Source organism: Nocardia sp. PE-7 (genome assembly GCF_030486425.1).
Classification (GTDB): domain Bacteria; phylum Actinomycetota; class Actinomycetes; order Mycobacteriales; family Mycobacteriaceae; genus Nocardia; species Nocardia salmonicida_A.
In genome coordinates this window covers 3,537,768-3,555,756 of the sequence record NZ_CP129614.1, presented here as the reverse complement: position 1 = coordinate 3,555,756, position 17,989 = coordinate 3,537,768, and the positions used below count along the sequence as shown (strand labels likewise).

The 17,989-nt window shown below is 66.0% G+C and carries 16 protein-coding genes; 14 read left to right on the top strand and 2 right to left on the bottom strand.

Features of this window, described 5'->3' with window-relative positions; all coding sequences use genetic code 11:
- The first annotated feature begins 73 nt into the window (after nt 1–73).
- Nucleotides 74–1,264 (top strand): PucR family transcriptional regulator, encoded by a 1,191-nt coding sequence (locus QX204_RS16740; protein WP_301907803.1) that lies wholly within the window; start codon nt 74–76, stop codon nt 1,262–1,264.
- Nucleotides 1,265–1,332: 68 nt separating this feature from the next.
- Here QX204_RS16740 and QX204_RS16735 read toward each other — a convergent pair whose 3' ends face one another.
- Nucleotides 1,333–3,561: a sensor histidine kinase gene (locus QX204_RS16735; RefSeq protein ID WP_301907802.1), complete on the bottom strand. Its 2,229-nt coding sequence runs from the start codon at nt 3,559–3,561 to the stop codon at nt 1,333–1,335.
- A 422-nt stretch (nt 3,562–3,983) separates the two neighbouring features.
- Between QX204_RS16735 and QX204_RS16730 the strand changes: the two genes are divergently transcribed.
- Nucleotides 3,984–5,624 carry a CocE/NonD family hydrolase gene (locus tag QX204_RS16730; RefSeq protein ID WP_301907801.1) on the top strand — a complete coding sequence of 547 codons (1,641 nt, stop codon included), beginning with the start codon at nt 3,984–3,986 and terminating at the stop codon, nt 5,622–5,624.
- A 132-nt stretch (nt 5,625–5,756) separates the two neighbouring features.
- Here QX204_RS16730 and QX204_RS16725 read toward each other — a convergent pair whose 3' ends face one another.
- Complete coding sequence (locus tag QX204_RS16725; RefSeq protein WP_301907800.1) at nt 5,757–6,554, bottom strand: SigB/SigF/SigG family RNA polymerase sigma factor; 798 nt, start codon at nt 6,552–6,554, stop codon at nt 5,757–5,759.
- Between the two features lie 70 nt (nt 6,555–6,624).
- Here QX204_RS16725 and QX204_RS16720 point away from each other — a divergent pair, with 70 nt between their 5' ends.
- From QX204_RS16720 to QX204_RS16665, 12 genes are all read left to right on the top strand, one after another.
- Nucleotides 6,625–6,786: a hypothetical protein gene (locus QX204_RS16720; RefSeq protein WP_301907799.1), complete on the top strand. Its 162-nt coding sequence runs from the start codon at nt 6,625–6,627 to the stop codon at nt 6,784–6,786.
- A gap of 495 nt (nt 6,787–7,281) precedes the next feature.
- A complete protein-coding gene (locus QX204_RS16715; protein ID WP_301907798.1) occupies nt 7,282–7,935 on the top strand; it encodes a TetR/AcrR family transcriptional regulator in 654 nt (217 codons plus the stop codon).
- A gap of 337 nt (nt 7,936–8,272) precedes the next feature.
- Nucleotides 8,273–8,731, top strand: coding sequence for a hypothetical protein (locus QX204_RS16710; RefSeq protein ID WP_301907797.1), 459 nt, complete (start codon nt 8,273–8,275; stop codon nt 8,729–8,731).
- Nucleotides 8,732–8,733: 2 nt separating this feature from the next.
- Complete coding sequence (locus tag QX204_RS16705) at nt 8,734–9,564, top strand: MlaE family ABC transporter permease (protein ID WP_301907796.1); 831 nt, start codon at nt 8,734–8,736, stop codon at nt 9,562–9,564.
- Entirely contained in the window at nt 9,564–10,418 is an 855-nt protein-coding gene (locus tag QX204_RS16700; RefSeq protein ID WP_301907795.1) for an ABC transporter permease, read from the top strand. Before QX204_RS16705 ends, QX204_RS16700 begins: the two co-directional genes overlap by 1 nt.
- On the top strand, nt 10,419–11,684 hold the full coding sequence (locus tag QX204_RS16695; RefSeq protein WP_301907794.1) for an MlaD family protein: 1,266 nt from the start codon (nt 10,419–10,421) through the stop codon (nt 11,682–11,684).
- Entirely contained in the window at nt 11,681–12,718 is a 1,038-nt protein-coding gene (locus QX204_RS16690) for an MlaD family protein (RefSeq protein WP_301907793.1), read from the top strand. The genes QX204_RS16695 and QX204_RS16690 overlap by 4 nt, the downstream gene beginning before the upstream one ends.
- A gap of 4 nt (nt 12,719–12,722) precedes the next feature.
- Entirely contained in the window at nt 12,723–13,733 is a 1,011-nt protein-coding gene (locus QX204_RS16685; protein WP_301907792.1) for an MCE family protein, read from the top strand.
- Nucleotides 13,730–14,833 carry an MCE family protein gene (locus tag QX204_RS16680; protein ID WP_301907791.1) on the top strand — a complete coding sequence of 368 codons (1,104 nt, stop codon included), beginning with the start codon at nt 13,730–13,732 and terminating at the stop codon, nt 14,831–14,833. Before QX204_RS16685 ends, QX204_RS16680 begins: the two co-directional genes overlap by 4 nt.
- Nucleotides 14,830–15,939: an MlaD family protein gene (locus tag QX204_RS16675; RefSeq protein ID WP_301907790.1), complete on the top strand. Its 1,110-nt coding sequence runs from the start codon at nt 14,830–14,832 to the stop codon at nt 15,937–15,939. Before QX204_RS16680 ends, QX204_RS16675 begins: the two co-directional genes overlap by 4 nt.
- Nucleotides 15,936–17,222, top strand: coding sequence for an MlaD family protein (locus QX204_RS16670; RefSeq protein WP_301907789.1), 1,287 nt, complete (start codon nt 15,936–15,938; stop codon nt 17,220–17,222). Before QX204_RS16675 ends, QX204_RS16670 begins: the two co-directional genes overlap by 4 nt.
- A gap of 45 nt (nt 17,223–17,267) precedes the next feature.
- Complete coding sequence (locus tag QX204_RS16665) at nt 17,268–17,900, top strand: Rv1363c family protein (protein ID WP_301907788.1); 633 nt, start codon at nt 17,268–17,270, stop codon at nt 17,898–17,900.
- The last annotated feature ends 89 nt before the right edge of the window (nt 17,901–17,989 follow it).

Below are 17,989 nucleotides of genomic sequence, written 5' to 3'. Positions count from 1 at the left end.
AGGTTACTGAACCCTAGTGACGGGCAGCCTCACGACGCCATGGACCTCATGTCGAATCTGTTGCCCGCGATTTGTGACCAACTCCAAGACGGAGATCGAAGGCCTGTCGTTCATGACCGATTTTCCAGCATTCCCGGCGCTGATTTCCGCTCGCCACCATGTCGTCTCTCGCATCAGGGCCCGCATTCCCCACGTGACCGGCGCGATCGTCAGTGAGGCCAGAGCGCAGATGCCCTCCTACGCGGCGTTGGGCCACGCCGCTGTGACGACGTATGCGGCCGCTCTCATCGAGCGGATGCTCGCGGCGCTGTCCGAGGAACGTGAGCTGAACAGCGACGACTGCCGCGAACTGCGTGAATATGGGGAAGCTCGCGCTCAGCAGGGTATCTCGCTGGTCGATGTGCAACACGGCTGGAGAATCGCTCTGCGCTGCTTTCGCGCCGCATTGGTCGCTGACGGCCGAGCCCATCACATCTCCGACGAGGTCTTGCTGGAACTGAGCCACGCGATGCTGGATCTGGTCGATCAGGCCGCACTCGTCTACGGCCAGGGCCATCGCGAAGTGGAACTCGAGATCGCGCGTCTGGATCACCAGGTACGCGCCGAGTTCGTGCGGCGGGTACTGCACGGCACGCTCGGCCCCGCCGGAATCCGAGTTCAGGCCCACCAGTACGGCCTCGACATCGACGGAAGCTATCAGGCGTTTCGCACGCGGTCGGAATCGCGCGATGCCGACACCGAGCTATTGCAGCGCTTGCGGTCGGACGGCCTCAAGGTCGTCTTCACCACCACGATCGACGACGACATCGCCGGGTTCATTTCCGCGCCCGCGATGCTGCGCACCGAGGCACCGCTCGGGCTCGGGCCCGCGTGCCGACTCGAAGAGCTCGGACGCTCGTTTCGCCTGGCGAGCAGACTCCTGCTCACCGCGGACGTCTTCGATCTACAAGGACCGACCGAGCTGACCGGGGTCGGGCTGCTGGCAGCCGTAGTCGGCGAGGCCGACATAGGCTCTGAACTGGTCAAACACTATTTGGAGCCGGTGGGTGCCGGTGCGGCGGCTCGCACCATCATCGACACGGTCGAACGCCACCTGGACACCGGCATGCATATCGAGACCACCGCGGAGATGCTCGTGGTCCATCCCAATACGGTTCGCTATCGGATCAGCCGTTTCGAAGAGCTCGCCGACGCCGACCTGCGTTCTCCGGTGACGGCCGCTCGGGTCTGGTGGGCGATCAAACATCAACGGGCCACCAGCTGAGTGGTCGGACCGAGGTCGAATGTGGCGGCCCTGCGCAGGGCCGCCACATCTGTTCGACAGCGCAGTACTCACTGCCCGTTGCGGGTGTCACCGAACGGAGGGTGGGCCGAGCCGGGTGAGCCGTTCAGACCGAAGGTCGCGACCGGGATCGAAGGTGGCGTCGAAGGCGCCGCCGGGAGCGGCGCCATAGCGTGCCGAGCCGATCTCTCTGCGCTGTCCTGCTCATTCGTGAGATACCTCGACGGAATCAACACCAGGGCGTGGATGCCGCCGTAGGCCGATTCCTTCAGCTGCACCGAGATCTGATGCCGCGCGGCGAGCGAGGCGATGACGAACAGCCCGAGGCGACCGTTCTCCGCGAGCGTCTCGAGGCTGAAACTCGCGGGCTCGGCCAAGAGCGCATTGCGCGCGGTCAGCTCGTCGTCGGTCATTCCCGAACCCTGATCGATGATCTCGAGCACCGCGCCGTTGCCGACGATTCGGCCCGTGACCTCCACCTCGGTTTGGCGACGCGAGAACGCGGTAGCGTTGTCCATCAGTTCGGCCAGCACGTGGATGAGGTCCGCCACCACCGCGCCCACGACGTAGACCTGCGGCAAGCGATGCACCGCGATCCGCCGGTAGTCCAAGCTCTCCGCGACAGAACCACGGGCTATGTCGTTGAGCGGCACTGGGTTTCGCCACCGCCGTCCCGGCTGCCCGCCGCCGAGGATGATGAGGTTCTCCGCGTTGCGGCGCGCACGGGTGGCGAGGTGGTCGAGCCTGAACAGCAGATCGAGTCGGGCGGGATCCTGCTCACCCTGCTCGGCCGGATCCAGCAATTCCAACTGTTTCTGCACGATGCTCTGGCTGCGCTGTGCCATATTGACGAACACGGTGTTGACCCCCGTACGCAACTTCGCCTCGGCGACCGCGGCAGTCACCGCCGCACTGTGCGCCCGGTTGAAAGCGTCTGCCACCTGCCCGATCTCGTCGGTCCCGAACTGCAGTCGATGCAGCTCGGCGTCCATGTCGAGCTTTTCGCCTGCTTCGAGCCGCCGCATCGCCTCGGGAAGATGCTCGTCCGACAGTGCCAGGGTCTGCGCACGCAACTGCCGCATGCGGCCGATGAGCCGGTTGGCGACCAGCACCACGGCAAGAAAGCCGAGGACCGCGGCGGCGAGAACCGCCAGCCCGCCGAGCAACGAATCCCGCGCTGTTCGGTCCGCGTCGCGCACCGCGATCGCCTGTGCTCGGCGGGATTGGGCTTCCCACAACTCCGCCAGTTCGGATCCCACCTGAACCGAAGCGGCCTGCACTTCGGCGCGGACCGTTGCCGCGGTGGAGCGCGCACCGGACCTGCCGCCGGGCGTGGACTCCGCCGGTCCGGCGAGCAGAGTTTCCTGCTGGTGCCGGGTCAGGAGAGCCCAGGAGGGTCCGGTGACGATCGCTTGCAGCTCGCCGAGCTGTTGATCTTGCAAAATCGCTGTGGCGAAGGCTATTTCCGACCGTTGCTCGCCCACCTCGGCGGAGTACTCGATGAACTGCTCGCCGGTCATGGTGTCGGCGACGGTCGCCAGCGCGTTGGCCCGCGACAGAGCCTCCGAGGCTCGCAGTACCGCGACGCCCTTGAACAGCTCGATGGACACATCCGACGACGGTGCGGCCCGCGCGGCCAACACCGATGCGGCCACGATGACATCGACTATCGACCCGAACGTCGCGACCACCGCCTCGACCGGCAGTTTGCGGGAGTCGATCTGCGCGCGTAGATCCGGCAGCAAGGCGTACAGCTTGTCGTAGCCGGCGATATCGGTGGCGAAGTCCGCCCGCATGCGGGCGGCGTCCTGCCCTTTTGTCTTGACTTCCCCCAGCGCGCCGTTGGACCGCTGACGGGCCGCGATCAACGATCCTCCGCCGGTGGGTTCCCCCGCGATGTGCAGCACCGACAAGCGCCGCTCCTCCTGGAATGCCTGCACCATCTGCACCGCGGGACCGGTGGTGCCGGAGGCCAATTCGGCCCATTGCCGGGCATCTCGCCCCGCCGCGACCAGATACGCCGCCGCGCCGACCCCCACCGCGAGCAGCGCGAGGCTGGGCACCAGGACGATCGCGATCAAACTGGCGCGAACGCCGAATTTTCCTGTCGCGGCCGTGCTTTCGGGCCGCCATGCGAGCAGACCGCGGAGGGTCCTTCTAGTAATCACCATCAATATCCGATCGCCGGCGTGTGAATCCGGAACGAGTGCCGATAATCCTCGCGCAGTCTTACCGCCCAGCTGACCTGGGCCGATAGGACATTTCGTCCAAACCGCCACGGAACGATATGGTCACTTCGGCCAATTCGCGAAGTGGCCTCGGTCACCTCGAGTGCCGACTCGCATGGTCCAGGGCAGTTTGAACCGGCCCTCATTCGCCTTCCGTCATCTCGTTTCCGAGGGTCAGGCCCCTCTCCGCCGGTCGTCTCAAATGCGAAGGCGGACCGTCGACACGCATCGGCAGCAACCCGATGTGCCGGACTCGCTCGACGCTGTGAAGCGTTGGGGCAGAACATGATCAGTCAACGAGCGCGGAGTAGAAGATCCGGATGCCAACTGTTTCAACACAACACACAGATGATTGATGTCGATGTAGCATAACTGGCGAGCGGGGGGCTCGGATCTGATCCCGCAGTGGCTCCTCTGCTTGTCGCGAAACTGTTCTGCTGCCGTGAAATACACCAATTCGACAGGAGATCGCCATGCCAGAAGCTCGTCCGAACCGTCTGCGTCTGCTCGCCCCCGATCAGGAGGCCGCCGCGTCGGCCGTCATTTCCGATCTGCTCACCGGTAACGCGTCCGGTGTCCCCGATTACTTGGTCGATGACATCGCCGCGGTCCGCGGGCGGTGCCGGTTCGCTCAGGTTCAGATACCCGGCTACGACGGCGACCTGCTCGACGGGATGGCCGCCTGGCCGACCAGCGGTGGCCCCCATCCGCTGGTTGTGCTGCCTGCCGGCTTGGACCCGGCGGGCTGGAAGATGTACTCCGGGGCGCTGATCAGGCTGCTCATGCGTGGCTACGCCGTCGTCGCCTATACCGAGCGCGGCTTGCCCGGTTCCGGTGGTGAGCTGACGGTGGCCGGTCCCGAAGACGTCGCGGACGGCTCGCTGGTGATCGATTGGGCGCTCGATCACCCGGAAATCCAGGCAGATCCGGAGCGCATCGGCCTGGCAGGCATCTCCTACGGCTCAGGGATCGGCCAGTTGGTCGCCCAGGCCGATCCACGCGTGAAAGCGGTTGTCGCCCTGAGTACGTGGGCCGATCTCGGGGAAGCGTTGTACGACAACCGGACCCGCCACATCCTCGCCGCCGAAGCGCTGGCCGCGATCAGCGAGAACCCCAGCGCCGAACTGGTGAAGGTACTCGAGGACTTCCGGACGAACACCAATATCGACGGTGTGCTGGATTACGCGCGACGGCGGTCACCCGCCTACATTCCAGACGAGCGCCGCCCCGTGCCGACCTTCTTCACCAGCTACTGGCACGAGACCATTTTTCCCCAGAACCAGCTGCTGAGCTACTTCGCCGAGTTCCCCGGCCCCAAGCGCCTGGACCTGGCCATCGGAGATCATGGGGCAGTGGAGATCCCGGGCTTGCTGCTCGGTGTGTACACCCGCACCACCGAGGCCGCGTACGACTGGCTCGACCACTATCTCAACGGCGTCGACAACGGCATCGATGACGACGGTGTCGTGCACACCGAGACCATGCACAGCTTCACCGTCTCCTCCTCCGTCGGTGTGGAAGCCTGGTCGTCCAACCCGATCCGCACCTACCATCTCGCCGCGCCTGCGAGCGGATCCGGTGATGGTGCGCTGGTTCTCGACCCGCCCTCGGACCTCAGCCGGAATATCCGTTCCGGAGACCCGAAGGTCCGCGCCGTGAATCAACTGGTCATGGATGGCTTCCGTGAGCGGTTGCTCATGCCCGTGCGTCACAAGCTCGCCGAGGTCGACCGATCGGCCGCAGCGGTGTGGACGAGCGCCCTGCTCCGGTCGCCGCACCACATTGCGGGCATCCCGCGCATTCGTTTGACGGTGACTCCCTCCGCCAAGGCCGCCACCGTAGTCGTCTACCTCTTCGACCTGGACGTGGTCACCGGCAACCTGAAGATCATCACCCATGCCGCGACCACCGTGAGCAACGCCGTACCGGAACATCCCACCGCGGTCGAACTGCGCTTGCAGGCCACGGACTATCGAGTCCCTGCCGACCACCGGCTCGCCGTCATCCTCGCCACCGAGGACCCCTTGTACGGCGGCGAAACCGAACCCGACACCGTGGTGACACTCTCTGCCTTCCACGGTGCCGCGGCTATCGAGATCCCGATAGCCGACTGATAGCTTCGGCGACTGATTGCCCCCGGGGAGCGCGGTCTCGGGCAATCAGTCGCCCCGAAGCATTGCGGCTGGGCGAAAAGCAAGCCGGCCAAGGAAATCGACGGCGAGACCCTTGAAGGGCGAAGGTGGAGTTCAGCGTGCGAGCGCGAGTTTGTCGTCGGTGGTCTGGGTGCGGAGATCGGCGAGCAGTCTGGTGAGTTTGCGGGAGACGCTCATTTGGGAGACGCCGAGGCGTTGGGCGATTTCGCCTTGGGTGAGGGTGTCGTAGAACCGCCAGATCAGTAGTTGGCGGTCGTCGGGTGACAGTTGTGCGAGTAGGGGTGCGACGGTGATGGTGTCTTCGGTGAGTTGGTAGCGGGGGTCTTCGTCGCCGAAGGTGTCGGCGATGGTCATGCTGGGGTCGCCGTCGGTGTCACGGGCGGGGGTGTCGAGGCTTCGGGTCTGGAAGGCGTTGGCCGCGACCAGGGTGCGGGCGATGTCGGTGACGGGTACGTCGAGTTCGGTGGCGAGTTCTTGGGCGGTGGGGGAGCGGTGGAGTCGGCGGGTCAGTTCTTCGGTCGCTGTCCGGACTTTGCCTTGGAGTTCTTTTTCGCGGCGTGGGACGTGCAATGGCCAGATGTGGTCGCGGAAGTGTCTGCGTACTTCGCCCATGGCGGTGGGGACTGCGAAACCCAGGAACGGTGATCCGCTGGTCACGTCGTAGCGGTCGACCGCCATGACCACGCCCAGGCGTGCGGTTTGGAGTAGGTCGTCGAATGCTTCGCCGCGGCCGGTGTATTTGCGAGCGATGTGTTCGGCGAGGGGGAGGCAGATCTCGATGATCTGGTCGCGGAGCGCATCGTGTTCGGGGCTGTTCGGGTCGGTCAGCGCCAGGTGTACGAACAGGGGTTCGGCGTGTTCGTAGGTGGGGCGGGTGGCGGTGGTGGACATGCGGATCAGCTCCTGGTGTTCGTGACGCTCAACGGGGGGAGGTGACTAAAGGCTGTGGTGGCCCGGCATTTTGGAGGACATCGTCATCGCGGCGCCCAGACTGGCGGCGCCTGAGGAGGCGACGGTCGGCGACTGGGTCGAGGCGGCCAAGCCCAACAAAAGGAATACGCAGGTCGCCAATACGATGGCTGTGCTGGTCGGGTCCATGCTCGGCGTACTCGGTGCCCGATGACGTGAGTCGGTCATGAGCTCAGGGTTGACCGTCGAGGAAGCGAATAAACCGGAGTATGTCGATGATGTTGAGACGGCGGCAGTTTCGGATTTCGGGATTGAAACGCCCGTCCGATGGGAAAGTGTCAGTTCATGTCTTGCCCCGGTCGGCCCGGTGCGTTCGTGTGCGGCTCGCACATCCGCGAGCGGCACCCGTGCTGTCGATCGCGACGCGGACCGTGCCCGCGTCGAGCGGGCGTACCAGGTCGGCGAGCTATGCGCCGTTCGAACCGGCGGTTCCTGGCGTAGTCGATGAACTCGTCGGCAGGCGCTGGTCTCGGTCGGACCGACTCGGAATTTCCTCGGTCCGGTCGAGCTGGAGGTTTGCTGGTGGCGGTGGCGCCGTCGAGATCGGCGTGGTCCGGTTCATCGACGAATCCGGCCGAGTCCGCGGCGTCGAGTCGATCGGCCGGGGAGCGGAAGCAGGGCGATCGACCAGCGGCGATACCTTTAGGTGGTGAAACGGTCACCGGAAACGGATTCCTCGGTCCGGATCATCGACGTCGTGATGGAGATGTTGATGTCGGACGGGTACGACGAGCTGCAGCTCAAAGAGGTTGCTCGTCGGGCCCAGGTTTCGCTCGCGACGGTGTACAAGAAGTTCGCTACCCGTGACGAGCTGATCGTCGCCGCGGTGACCCGCTGGATGGCGATCAACAGTTACGCCGAGCTGGAACTGCCTGTTGCGGGTGAATCGCTGCGCGACGGGTTGGTCCGCGTCATCCGACACGTCTTCGAGCCGTGGGAACGCAATCCCAGGATGCTCGAGGCCTATCACCGCGCGCGCCGGGGCATCGGCGGTCGGCAATTGGACGCACAAGGCGTCAGCGCCGTGCTACCGGTCGCCGCGATGTTGTTCGAAGGCTACGACGCCGCATACGTCGAGGATATCGGACTGATCGTCACCAATATGATCTACGCGTTGACCGGGCGATTCGTCGACAAGGAACTCGACGTGACCGAAATCCTGCCCACGCTGGAGCGAGCGATCGACCGCTTGACAAGCGACAGCGTGGCTCCGCTGGAGAGCGTTCGCGCGACCGATGGCTCGGCAGGCTTGCCGTTCCCGGTGTATCCATCGCTGGCCGGTCCCTATGGCCCGAACCGTTAGATACTGGCTGGTATCTCCGATACCTGTGCTAATAACCCTGCTGACCTGCGGTAAGACGAAATTCGGCGCCGCACGTCAATGGTCAACTGCTGTGATGTAGATCACAAGTTAGTTGGATGAGACTGCTGTCACATCGGGAGTAACCGGATTACCGTGTGGTCGGCAGGGGCTCCGAGCGGTCGCAATTCGGGCGCGGGGACGTACCTGTCGAGATCTTCAGATTCGAAGTTTGGATGGGAAGCCCATGGCCGCACAATTCGTTGATTCCGCGCACTGGAGAGCCCACGCCCGCCGACATCCCTTGCGATATCGCCTGGCTATCGTCGCGCCGAATGCTGTGGAAGTCGTTCGCTACGCCGGGGGCTGGCTCTTCGATCGGACAACCGCCGGGTGGGAGGTAACCGTCCTCGTCGACGACCATTCCGACGACCGCCCGTTGCAGATCCTGGGCGCGACAGTGCTCGATATCGAACAGTCGCTGGCCGCGCCCAAACACGACACCTGGCCGCATGCCGTGGCGGTACCCACCCAGATGTTCGCGGACTGTCGCGTTCGCGACGGAATTCTGGACTGTCTCGACCACCGTTCGGCCGAGCTGTCGCTGTGGGGCGATGTTCTTCCGGCCGAACTCGAGGATCGAGTGAGAACCACGCATCATCGAGTGAGTCGCGCCGCGCGCGCTTTCAAAGCCTGCGCCTTGGCGACGGCAGGATTTCCCACTGAGGAAGTCGGCCCCACCGAAGTGTTCCGGGTCAGCGCGTCACGGACCACCGTGGGATTGGTTCCCACGAGTTGACTATGGCAACGGCCGAGCGTGAGATAGCCGACTGGGCGCGCGGCTACCTCCGTCGGCACCCCATTGCCGCCTTGGAAACGGTCGGCGGCCAATTCGTCCTCGGCATGCACGCCTTGCGATTTCTCGCCGTCGACGTGTTCACCGGACGATTCGCGTTCCAGGAGTTCGTCCGACAGGCCGCGTTCATGGCATCGTCGGCGGCCCTGCCGACGATCTTCGTCGCCCTGCCGATCGGGGTGACGCTGTCCATCCAGTTCGGATTGCTGGCCGGCCAGGTCGGCGCCACCTCGCTGGCCGGCGCGGCGAGTGGGCTCGCGGTGATCCGGCAGGGAGCACCGATGGTCGCGGCGCTGCTGATGGCCTCGGCGGTCGGCTCGGCGATCTGCGCGGATCTCGGCTCGCGCAAGATCCGCGACGAATTGGACGCCATGGAGATCATGGGGGTTTCGGTGATCCGCCGTCTGGTCGTGCCCCGGCTGGCGGCCGGAGTGCTGATCGGGGTATCGCTGACGGGAATCGTCTGCTTCGTCGGCTTTCTCGCGGGTTACCTGTTCAATGTCTTCGTCCAGGGCGGGGCACCGGGAAGTTTCGTCGCGACCTTCTCCTCCTTCGCGACCGTCGACGATCTGGTGCTGACGATGATCAAAGCCGTTGTCTACGGAGCGATCGTCGCCGTGGTCGCCTGTGAGAAAGGGTTGACGACCAAGGGGGGACCGGCGGGCGTGGCGAATTCGGTCAACTCGACGGTGGTTTCCTCGATCCTGCTGCTGATGATCGTGAACGTCGCCTTCACCCAGCTGTACATGATCCTGCTGCCACGGCAGGGGCTGTAATGGCCGCGCAGTACTATCCGCCGGGGGTCGGACCGATCTACCGGGCCGCGGTCCGGCTGGGTTCCGGGGCCATGCGTCTCGGCCACATGGGGACGTTCCTGTTTCGGGCCCTGTTCTCGATTCCGGTGATGCTGCGGCACTACCGCAAGGAATTTCTGCGCATCCTGTCCGACATCACCTGGGGCAACGGTTCGATCGTCGTCGGCGGCGGTACCGCGGGCGTGATCATCGTGCTCGGCGCGGCGGGCGGCGCGATCGTGGGTCTGGAGGGCTACAACGCGCTGCACCTGCTCGGCATGGAACCCACCGTCGGGCTGATCGCCTCGACCGCGTCGACCAGGGAACTGGCGCCCATCATGGCCTCGCTGGCTTTCGCCGCCCAGGCGGGCTGCCGGTTCACCGCGCAACTGGGTGCGATGGGGATCGCCGAGGAGATCGAGGCGATGGAAGCGATGGCCATCCGCGCCATTCCCTATCTGGTCAGCACCAGGATTCTCGCGTCGGTGGTCGCGATGTTTCCCCTGTATCTGGTGTGCCTGGCCGCCAATTATCTGGCGGTCGAAGTGGTGGTCGGCCTGTCCGGCGGCCTGTCGGCGGGCACCTATCAGCACTACTTCCAGCTGGTGCTCAACGGCCCCGACATCGTGTACTCGCTGATCAAGGCGATTCTGTTCGTGATCCTCACCTCGACGATCCAGTGCTACTACGGCTTCTACGCCGCGGGCGGCCCCCAGGGCGTCGGCACGGCGGCGGGCCGGGCGATGCGCGCGTCGATCTCGGTGATGATCCTCGTCAATCTGTTGCTGACCGTCGGTCTGTGGGGCATCGGTTCCAGCGCACGGCTGGGAGGGTAGATGTCGGCGATTCTGTTCGAGAAGGACGGGCGCGGTCCAGGCGGATTCTCGCTTCTGCTGCGCGGTGTGCTGCTCATCGCGCTCACGGTGGCCGTGGTCACGGCGCTGCTGATGAAGTCGACGGGCCGCTTCGACGCCAAGGTGGAAGTGGTCGCCATGCTGGATCAGCTCGGTGACGGCCTCCCCGACCGATCCGACGTGAAGTTCCGCGGTCTGCTGATCGGCACCGTGGCCGCGGTGACGCTCGCCACCGACGGCGGTCCGAATCGGGTCGAGCTGCTGCTCGACCCGGCTTACGCGTCGAGTGTGCCGAGCACGGTCACCGCGCGGGTGGTGCCGAGCAATGTCTTCGCGGTGTCCTCGATCCAGTTGGTGGACAACGGACCTGGCCCCGCGCTGACCGCCGACACCGAGATCGCCCAGGACCGCAGCCTCGCGACCGTCCAACTCCAGACCGCACTGACCAAGCTCCGTGAGATCATCGCCGCCACGGGTCGGGTCGGATCCGACAGCACCGTAGGCCTGCTCGCCGCGGTGGCTCAGGCCACCGATCGGCGGGGCGGCGACATCGTGCGCGCCGGTGGCCAGCTCGACCGGATCACCAGGGAATTCGACGCACTGCTCACACCCGACGGCGGTCCGTCGACCCTCGGCGCGATGGCCGAGGCGGTGCGCGGACTGAACGCGGCGGCCCCTGATCTGCTCGATGCCCTGCACTCGGCGGTGCTTCCGCTACGCACGGTCGCCGAACGCGAGAGTGAACTTCTGAACCTGCTGTCGGCGGGAAACAACACTCTGTCCACGGTGGGCGGTGGCCTGAACCGGCATACCGATCAGATCGTCACCGTGACGAATGATCTTGTGCCGGTACTCGATGTGGTGGGCGAGGGCGCCGCAGGCTTCGCGCCGATCGTGGTCCGGATCAAGACGATCTCGGATCTCTGGTTCGCCGAGTTCTGGAACTCCGACACCCAGATGGGCACCGGAAAGTTCCAGTTCCGGTTGAGCCCGCACACCGCCTATACCCGCGCGGACTGTCCTCGGTACGGCGAGTTGGCCGCGCCGAGTTGCGCCACCGCGCCGACTGCGATCCCCGAGCAGGAGTTGTCGCCCAGCATGAATCCGCAGTCGTATCCGGTGCCCCAGTTGAGTCCGGAGATGCAGGATCTGATCCGACGGATTCTGGGCGGGGAGGCCAACGCCGCGGAATCGGTACTGGCCCAACTGCTCTCCGACGCTCCACTGCCGTTCGGGGGCGGCCGATGAGCTTTCGTCGTTCACTGATCGGGCTGAGCCTGTTCTTGATCGTGTCCCTCGGACTGATCTGGGTCACCTTCGTCACGCTGCACCGGGGCGTAGACGGCACGGCGAGAACGTATTCCGCGGTCTTCAGCGATGTCACCGGCCTGCGTGTCGGTGACGACGTGCGGATGGCCGGAGTGCGGGTAGGCCGCGTCGACAGGATCGCGCTGGTCGGCAACCGCGCCCAGGTGCGGTTCCGGGTAGAGGAACAACAGAAAGTCTTCGGCAACACGAAGGCCTCGATCACCTATCAGAACGTCATCGGTCAGCGTTACCTCGGCCTGGCGCTGGCCGACTTCGGCGAGCCACAGGAGTTGCCGCCCGGCGGGGAGATCCCGCTCGAGCACACCGAGCCCTCGTTCGATATCTCGGTGCTGCTCAACGGGTTCGAGCCGCTGTTCGGCGGCCTGGATCCGCAGCAGGTCGACAATGTGACCGGTGCGCTGATCACCGCGCTCCAGGGCGACAACACCTCGCTGGTTCTGCTGATCGCGCAGATCTCCACCCTCGCCGAGTCCGTCGCGGGGCCGGATCAGGTGCTCGGCGCGGTGATCACGAACCTGAGCGAGGTGGTGGGCGATCTGGCTGCGCACAGCGGCCAGGTGAGCACGCTGCTCACCCAGTCACGGTCGATCATCGACGGGCTCTCGCGCCACCGTGACGAGCTACTGGGGTCGCTGACGACAGTCGCGTCGGTGACCGGTCGCCTCGCTACCGTCGTCGACGACGTGCGGCCACAACTGAACGAATTCCTCACGCGCGAACCGGGATTCACCAAGCACTTCGAGCAGAACAAGGACAGTTTCGCCTACCTGGGTTTCAACCTGCCCGCCCTGCTGAAGGGGCTGGCCAGGGCGAGCCAGGAAGGGTCCTACCTCAACACCTACCTGTGCAACATGGGAGTGACTTTCCTGCCCGCGCTCGCGACCCTCGTACCGACCATCGTCGCGCTGGCCTCGCCGACCGGCACCATCCAACAATCACCGATCTGCAGGTGAGGCAATGACATCGAAGAATCCGTCGAAGAGCATGCTGGGGCTGATCGCGCTGGGACTGCTGCTCGCGGTCGTCGCCGGGGCGGTGGGATTCAATTCCCTCGGCGTCGGGCAGCAGCGCTACGACGTCGAGTTCGCGCAGGGCGCGGGTCTGCGCGTCGGGGACGGGGTCACCATCGCCGGTGTCTCGGTCGGCACGGTCGCGGGTCAGCGGCTGGCCGGTGACCGGGTGCTGGTCACCCTGAGCGTCGACCGGTCCGCCGCCCTCGGCGCCGAGACTCGCGCCGCCATCAAGCTGACCACCTTGCTCGGCGCCCGCTACGTCGAACTGACTCCGGCGGGCGAGGGTGAGATCGCCGATCGCCGGATCGGATTGACCCACACCGCCGTTCCCTACGATCTGCAACAAGCGCTCGACAACGCCACCGCGACGTTCGAACAGATCGACGCAGGCCGCATCGCTACCTCGCTCGACGCACTGGCCGACCAGCTCGACGGCGTGCCGACAGTATTGCCCGGACTGCTGGGCAATCTGCGCTCGCTCGCCGCGCTGCTGGGCAGCCGCCGCAACGAGCTCGGCGCGCTGCTGACGGGTGTGCAACAGCTGACCACTGTGGTCAACGCCCAACAGGGCGACCTCTCGGCCATCGTCACCAAGGGTCGCGACCTGGTCACCGAGATTCTCGCGCGCCGCGGTGCGCTACAGACCCTGATGGACTCGACGCGGCGACTGGCGGATCAGGTCCGGCTCTTGGTCGTCGAGGACCGGCCGAAGATCGACGAACTGCTGCGCGGTTTCGACGGACTGCTCGGCAGCCTCGCCCGCCACGACGACCTGCTGCGCAACATCCTGCAGATCCTGCCCGTCCCCATCCGCAATTTCGCGAACGCCTCGGGCACCGCCAACGAGGTCGACTTCACCGCGCCGGCCGGGCCGCTGATCGACTCCTGGATGTGCGCGCTGAGCGGTCGAGCCGACCAGGTCGCGCTGGCACCCTACTTCCAGGACTGCAAATGAACAGACTTGTCACACTGGCCAGGATGGCGCTGGTGCTCGCACTCGGCGCGCTCGCCGGTTGCGCGGGCAACCCCGATGACGCGAATTCGGCCATCACGGTGACGGCCCGTTTCGACAACGGTGCCGGACTCTACGTCGGTAATGCCGTGGCCGTCCTGGGGATGCCGGTCGGTGAGGTCACCGCGATCACCCCGCGTGGTTCGCACGTCGAGGTCACCATGCGTGTCGAGGGCGGGGTGCTCATCCCGGCGGACGCGACCGCGGTCACCGTCTCGACCTCGGTACTGACCGATCGCCACGTCGAGTTCACACCGGCCTATCGTGGCGGCGCCACCCTGGCCGATCACGCGCAGCTCGGCCTGGACCGCACGCGAACCCCCATCGATTTCGACCGCTTGCTCGGCGCCGCGGACGGGATGGCCGCGCAGTTGGCGGGCGCGAGTCCCGATACCGGTCCGATCGCGCGGTTGCTCGATGTGTCCGCGCAGATCGCCTCGGGCAGCGGTCCCGAGCTGCGGGCGACCATGAACGAACTCTCCGGCGCACTACGACTCGGCGACGACGAGGGAGCCCGAACCCAGGCGGCGATCACCGATATCGTCGAGCATCTGGCGATCTTGGTTCGCGCCGCGGCCGACAACGATCAGGTGATCCGGGAATTCGGCAGTGCCACCGGGCAATTGAGTTCGGTACTGGCCGAGCTCGGGATCGGCGCGGGCGACACCGGCGCACAGATCGTGCAGATCATGCAGCAGACCGACGACCTTCTCACCCAGAACAGCGAAAGCCTTCGTTCCACCGTGAACAACGCGACAACGGTGACCCGTGCGCTCGCGGACTACCGCGAGGAGGTCGCCGAGTTCATCGATGTGACGCCGCTGTTGCTGAACAACGCCTACAACGCGATCGATGTCGACTACCGCGGTGTCCGGGTGCACGCGCTGCTGGACAAGGTGTTCTTCGACGGTCAATTGGTGAAGGAGGTGTGCAACGTTCTCGGTCTGCGCCAGCTCGGTTGCAGCACAGGGACATTGCAGGACTTCGGGCCCGACTTCGGTATCACCGACATGCTCGAGGCGATGTCGAGGTTGCCGCGATGAGACAACGATGGTCGTCCGCGTGGATTCTGTTGCTCGCCGGTACGGTCCTGGCGACTGTGCCCGGCTGCTCGGTGGGCCTCGGCGATCTGCCCTTGCCCGCTCCCGGTGTCGGTGGCGCCAGCTATACGATCCACGCCGGTTTCGCCAACGCGCTGAACCTGCCCGAGCAGGCGAAGGTTCGGGTGCTCGGCGCCGACGTGGGCCAGGTCGAGCGCATGTCGGCGCGCGACTACACCGCGGTGGTCACGCTGCGCATCCAGCAAGGGGTGATCCTGCCGGTGGGGACCAGGGCCGAATTGCGCACCGCGACACCGCTCGGCGATGTCTTCGTCGCGCTCACCCCACCGGACACCGCCGCGCCCGGGAGGCCGCTTCTCCAGGACGGCGACACCATCGCACTGTCGTCCACCCAGGCCGCGGCCACCATCGAGGAGCTACTGACGACGGCCTCGCTGCTGGTCAACGGTGGTGTGATCCGGAATCTGACCAACATCGTCAACGGTCTCGGACAGGCCGTCGGCGACCGCGGCGCGAATCTCGCCGCGCTGCTGGACAGGTCGACGAGGGTCGTGCAGGCCCTCGCCACGCGATCGGCCGACATCCGCACGGCACTCGTCGAGGTCGACCAGCTCACCCGGCAATTGCAGGCTCAGCGTCGCCCGCTCGGTGAGTTGGTCGACGTCGCGGGTCCGGCGCTCACGACCATGACCGACAGTTCCCAGCAGGCGTTGGCGCTGATCCGGCAGGTCGATCAGATCAGTCGGGAGCTGGCGAAGTTCCCCGCCGTCGACGGGACCGCCGCGGTCGGCATGGTCGCCGACATCAACCGGATCTCCGCCGGACTCAACGCGGCCTCGACCGATCCCAACGCCAGTCTGGCGGCGATGAATTCGATCCTCGGACCGATCATCAAGGTCACCAACGGCACGTCCGCGCACGTGAACGCCGACCTGCAGGACGTGACGATCGGTGCGCTGCCCGACCCCGCGCACCCCGGCGATCCGGGCAGCCGGATACCGGACGCGAGCGATTGGCAGGCTCTCGTCGGCACGCTGACCTACACCTTGCTCAAACTGCAGCAGCGCGTGACGGGAGCAGGCCGATGAACACCCCGGAGCGCACCCGGCAGGTGCTCGGCGTGCCTGCTCGTGTGGTCGTCGCCTCGGCCAGGTTCGGCAGTAGGTATCGCTCGCCGCTGTCGAGCGGCGCGCTGCTGGCGACCCTGGTCGTCGGCATCGCGTATCTGATGTTCGGTGCGCTCGGTGTCGACCCGACGGCGGCCACCATGACCGTTCGGGTGCACCTCGCGCAGTCCGGTGGGCTGCTGGTCGGGCAGAACGTCACTGTGCGCGGGGTACCGATCGGAAAGGTCGCCTCGATCGAGCTGACCCCCACCGGGCTGGTGGCCACCGCGGCGATCGACGCGGATGCGCTGGTGCCCGCCGACGGTGCGGTTCGGGTCGCGAGTCTGTCGCTGGCCGGTGAGCAGTACCTCGACTTCCGCCCGGACAGGGACAGCGGTCCGTACTTGACCGACGGCACCGAGATCTCGGTCGAGCGGACCTCGACGCCGGTACCACTGTGGCAGACCCTCGCCCAGCTGGATACCACGCTCGCGCAGGTGGATCCGGCGCGGCTGGCGGTGATCGTCGAGGAACTCGGGGTGAGCGAGCAAGGTCCGCGCAAGCTCGCCGACATCATCGACGGCGGAATCTTCCTCGTCTCCACGTTGGATTCGGTGCTGCCCCAGACGGTGAGTCTCTTGCGAGACAGCCGGACGGTGCTCGCCACCGCCGCCGATGCCGCGCCGGGGCTCGGTGAATTCGCCGGTGACGCGGCGGAGTTGACGGCGGGCGTCGAAGCGAAGACCGGGGGACTCGTCGATCTGCTCGGCGCGGCCCCGGGAACGCTGGGCGCACTGGACGCGGTGATGGCACAGAACTCGCGCGGTGTGGTCGACCTGCTCGGCAACCTCGGCACGGTGGCGGACATGGCCAACTCGAGAGTGCCCGCGCTGCAAGAGTTCTTCTTCCCGACAGAGCGCCCCGGATCGACGCTGGGCAACCTGACCGCGGCGTTCCACGACGGCGGCCTCTGGGGTCTGGTCAACCTGTACCCCCGCTATTCCTGTGACTACAACCTGCCGCGGCATTCGCCGTCGCGGCCCGACTTTCCCGAGCCGTACCTCTACACCTACTGCCCGAACGAGGACCCGTCCGTTCTCATCCGTGGCGCGCGCAACGCGCCGCGCCCACCGGGCGCACGCATCCCCGGAGCGCCGCCGCCGGGGCAGGCGACCGACACCCAGGCGATCCCGACTCCACTCGGACCATGGACCATCCCGCTCACCTTCGCCGGACCGGAGCTGCCGACACCGGTACCGCGGTGAGCGGGCTCAGGACTCGCACCGCACACCACCACGCAAGGAAGCGCTATGAACGACACAGAGACAGAGATCAAGACCGAAGCTGAGACCGCCACCGAGGTTCTCGAACCGAGGGCAGCGAAGTCGTCGACGGATCCGGACGAGACCCCGGCCGCCGCTGAGCCCGAGCGGACCGGGCCGACGACACTGCATCGGCTGGTGGGCATCGCCCGTCGGATCGCCGTGCCCGCGACGGTGTCGGCTGCCGTGGTGGCGCTGCTGGCGGCCGGATTCCTCGGCTGGAAACTGGACCAGAAGTCCGACACCGATGCCGCCGCCGAAGCCGGCCTCGCGGCGGCACGGGCCTACGCCGTCACCTTGACCAGCGTGGACTCCAACCACCTCGATCGTGATTTCGCGGCAGTGCTCGACGGCTCGACCGGCGAGTTCAAGGACATGTACACCAGATCGAGCGGACAACTGCGGCAGCTGCTGTTGGAGAACAAGGCGACCGGCACCGGCACGGTGCTCGACGCCGCGGTGAAGTCGAAATCCGAAACCAAGGTCGAAGTTCTGTTGTTCATCGATCAGACGGTGACCAATATCGCCGCCGCCGATCCCCGCGTCGACCACAGCCGGGTCCAGATGACGATGGAACTCGTCGACGGACGCTGGCTGGCCAGCCGGGTCTACCTGCCCTAAACCCCGTTCCCGCAAGAAGGCGCGGTATTCCGTGCTGTCTGGTGGGAACGAGATTCTCAAAAATGAATACGGTTGTTACCATCGAAGTG

What these genes read in the sequence shown, in the direction of transcription:
- QX204_RS16695 (WP_301907794.1), top strand. Translation starts at nt 10,419, where the DNA reads ATGTCGGCGATTCTGTTCGAGAAGGACGGGCGCGGTCCAGGCGGATTC.
- QX204_RS16675 (WP_301907790.1), top strand. Translation starts at nt 14,830, where the DNA reads ATGAGACAACGATGGTCGTCCGCGTGGATTCTGTTGCTCGCCGGTACG.
- QX204_RS16700 (WP_301907795.1), top strand. Translation starts at nt 9,564, where the DNA reads ATGGCCGCGCAGTACTATCCGCCGGGGGTCGGACCGATCTACCGGGCC.
- QX204_RS16730 (WP_301907801.1), top strand. Translation starts at nt 3,984, where the DNA reads ATGCCAGAAGCTCGTCCGAACCGTCTGCGTCTGCTCGCCCCCGATCAG.
- QX204_RS16670 (WP_301907789.1), top strand. Translation starts at nt 15,936, where the DNA reads ATGAACACCCCGGAGCGCACCCGGCAGGTGCTCGGCGTGCCTGCTCGT.
- QX204_RS16705 (WP_301907796.1), top strand. Translation starts at nt 8,734, where the DNA reads ATGGCAACGGCCGAGCGTGAGATAGCCGACTGGGCGCGCGGCTACCTC.
- QX204_RS16690 (WP_301907793.1), top strand. Translation starts at nt 11,681, where the DNA reads ATGAGCTTTCGTCGTTCACTGATCGGGCTGAGCCTGTTCTTGATCGTG.
- QX204_RS16680 (WP_301907791.1), top strand. Translation starts at nt 13,730, where the DNA reads ATGAACAGACTTGTCACACTGGCCAGGATGGCGCTGGTGCTCGCACTC.
- QX204_RS16665 (WP_301907788.1), top strand. Translation starts at nt 17,268, where the DNA reads ATGAACGACACAGAGACAGAGATCAAGACCGAAGCTGAGACCGCCACC.
- QX204_RS16725 (WP_301907800.1), bottom strand. Translation starts at nt 6,554, where the DNA reads ATGTCCACCACCGCCACCCGCCCCACCTACGAACACGCCGAACCCCTG.
- QX204_RS16685 (WP_301907792.1), top strand. Translation starts at nt 12,723, where the DNA reads ATGACATCGAAGAATCCGTCGAAGAGCATGCTGGGGCTGATCGCGCTG.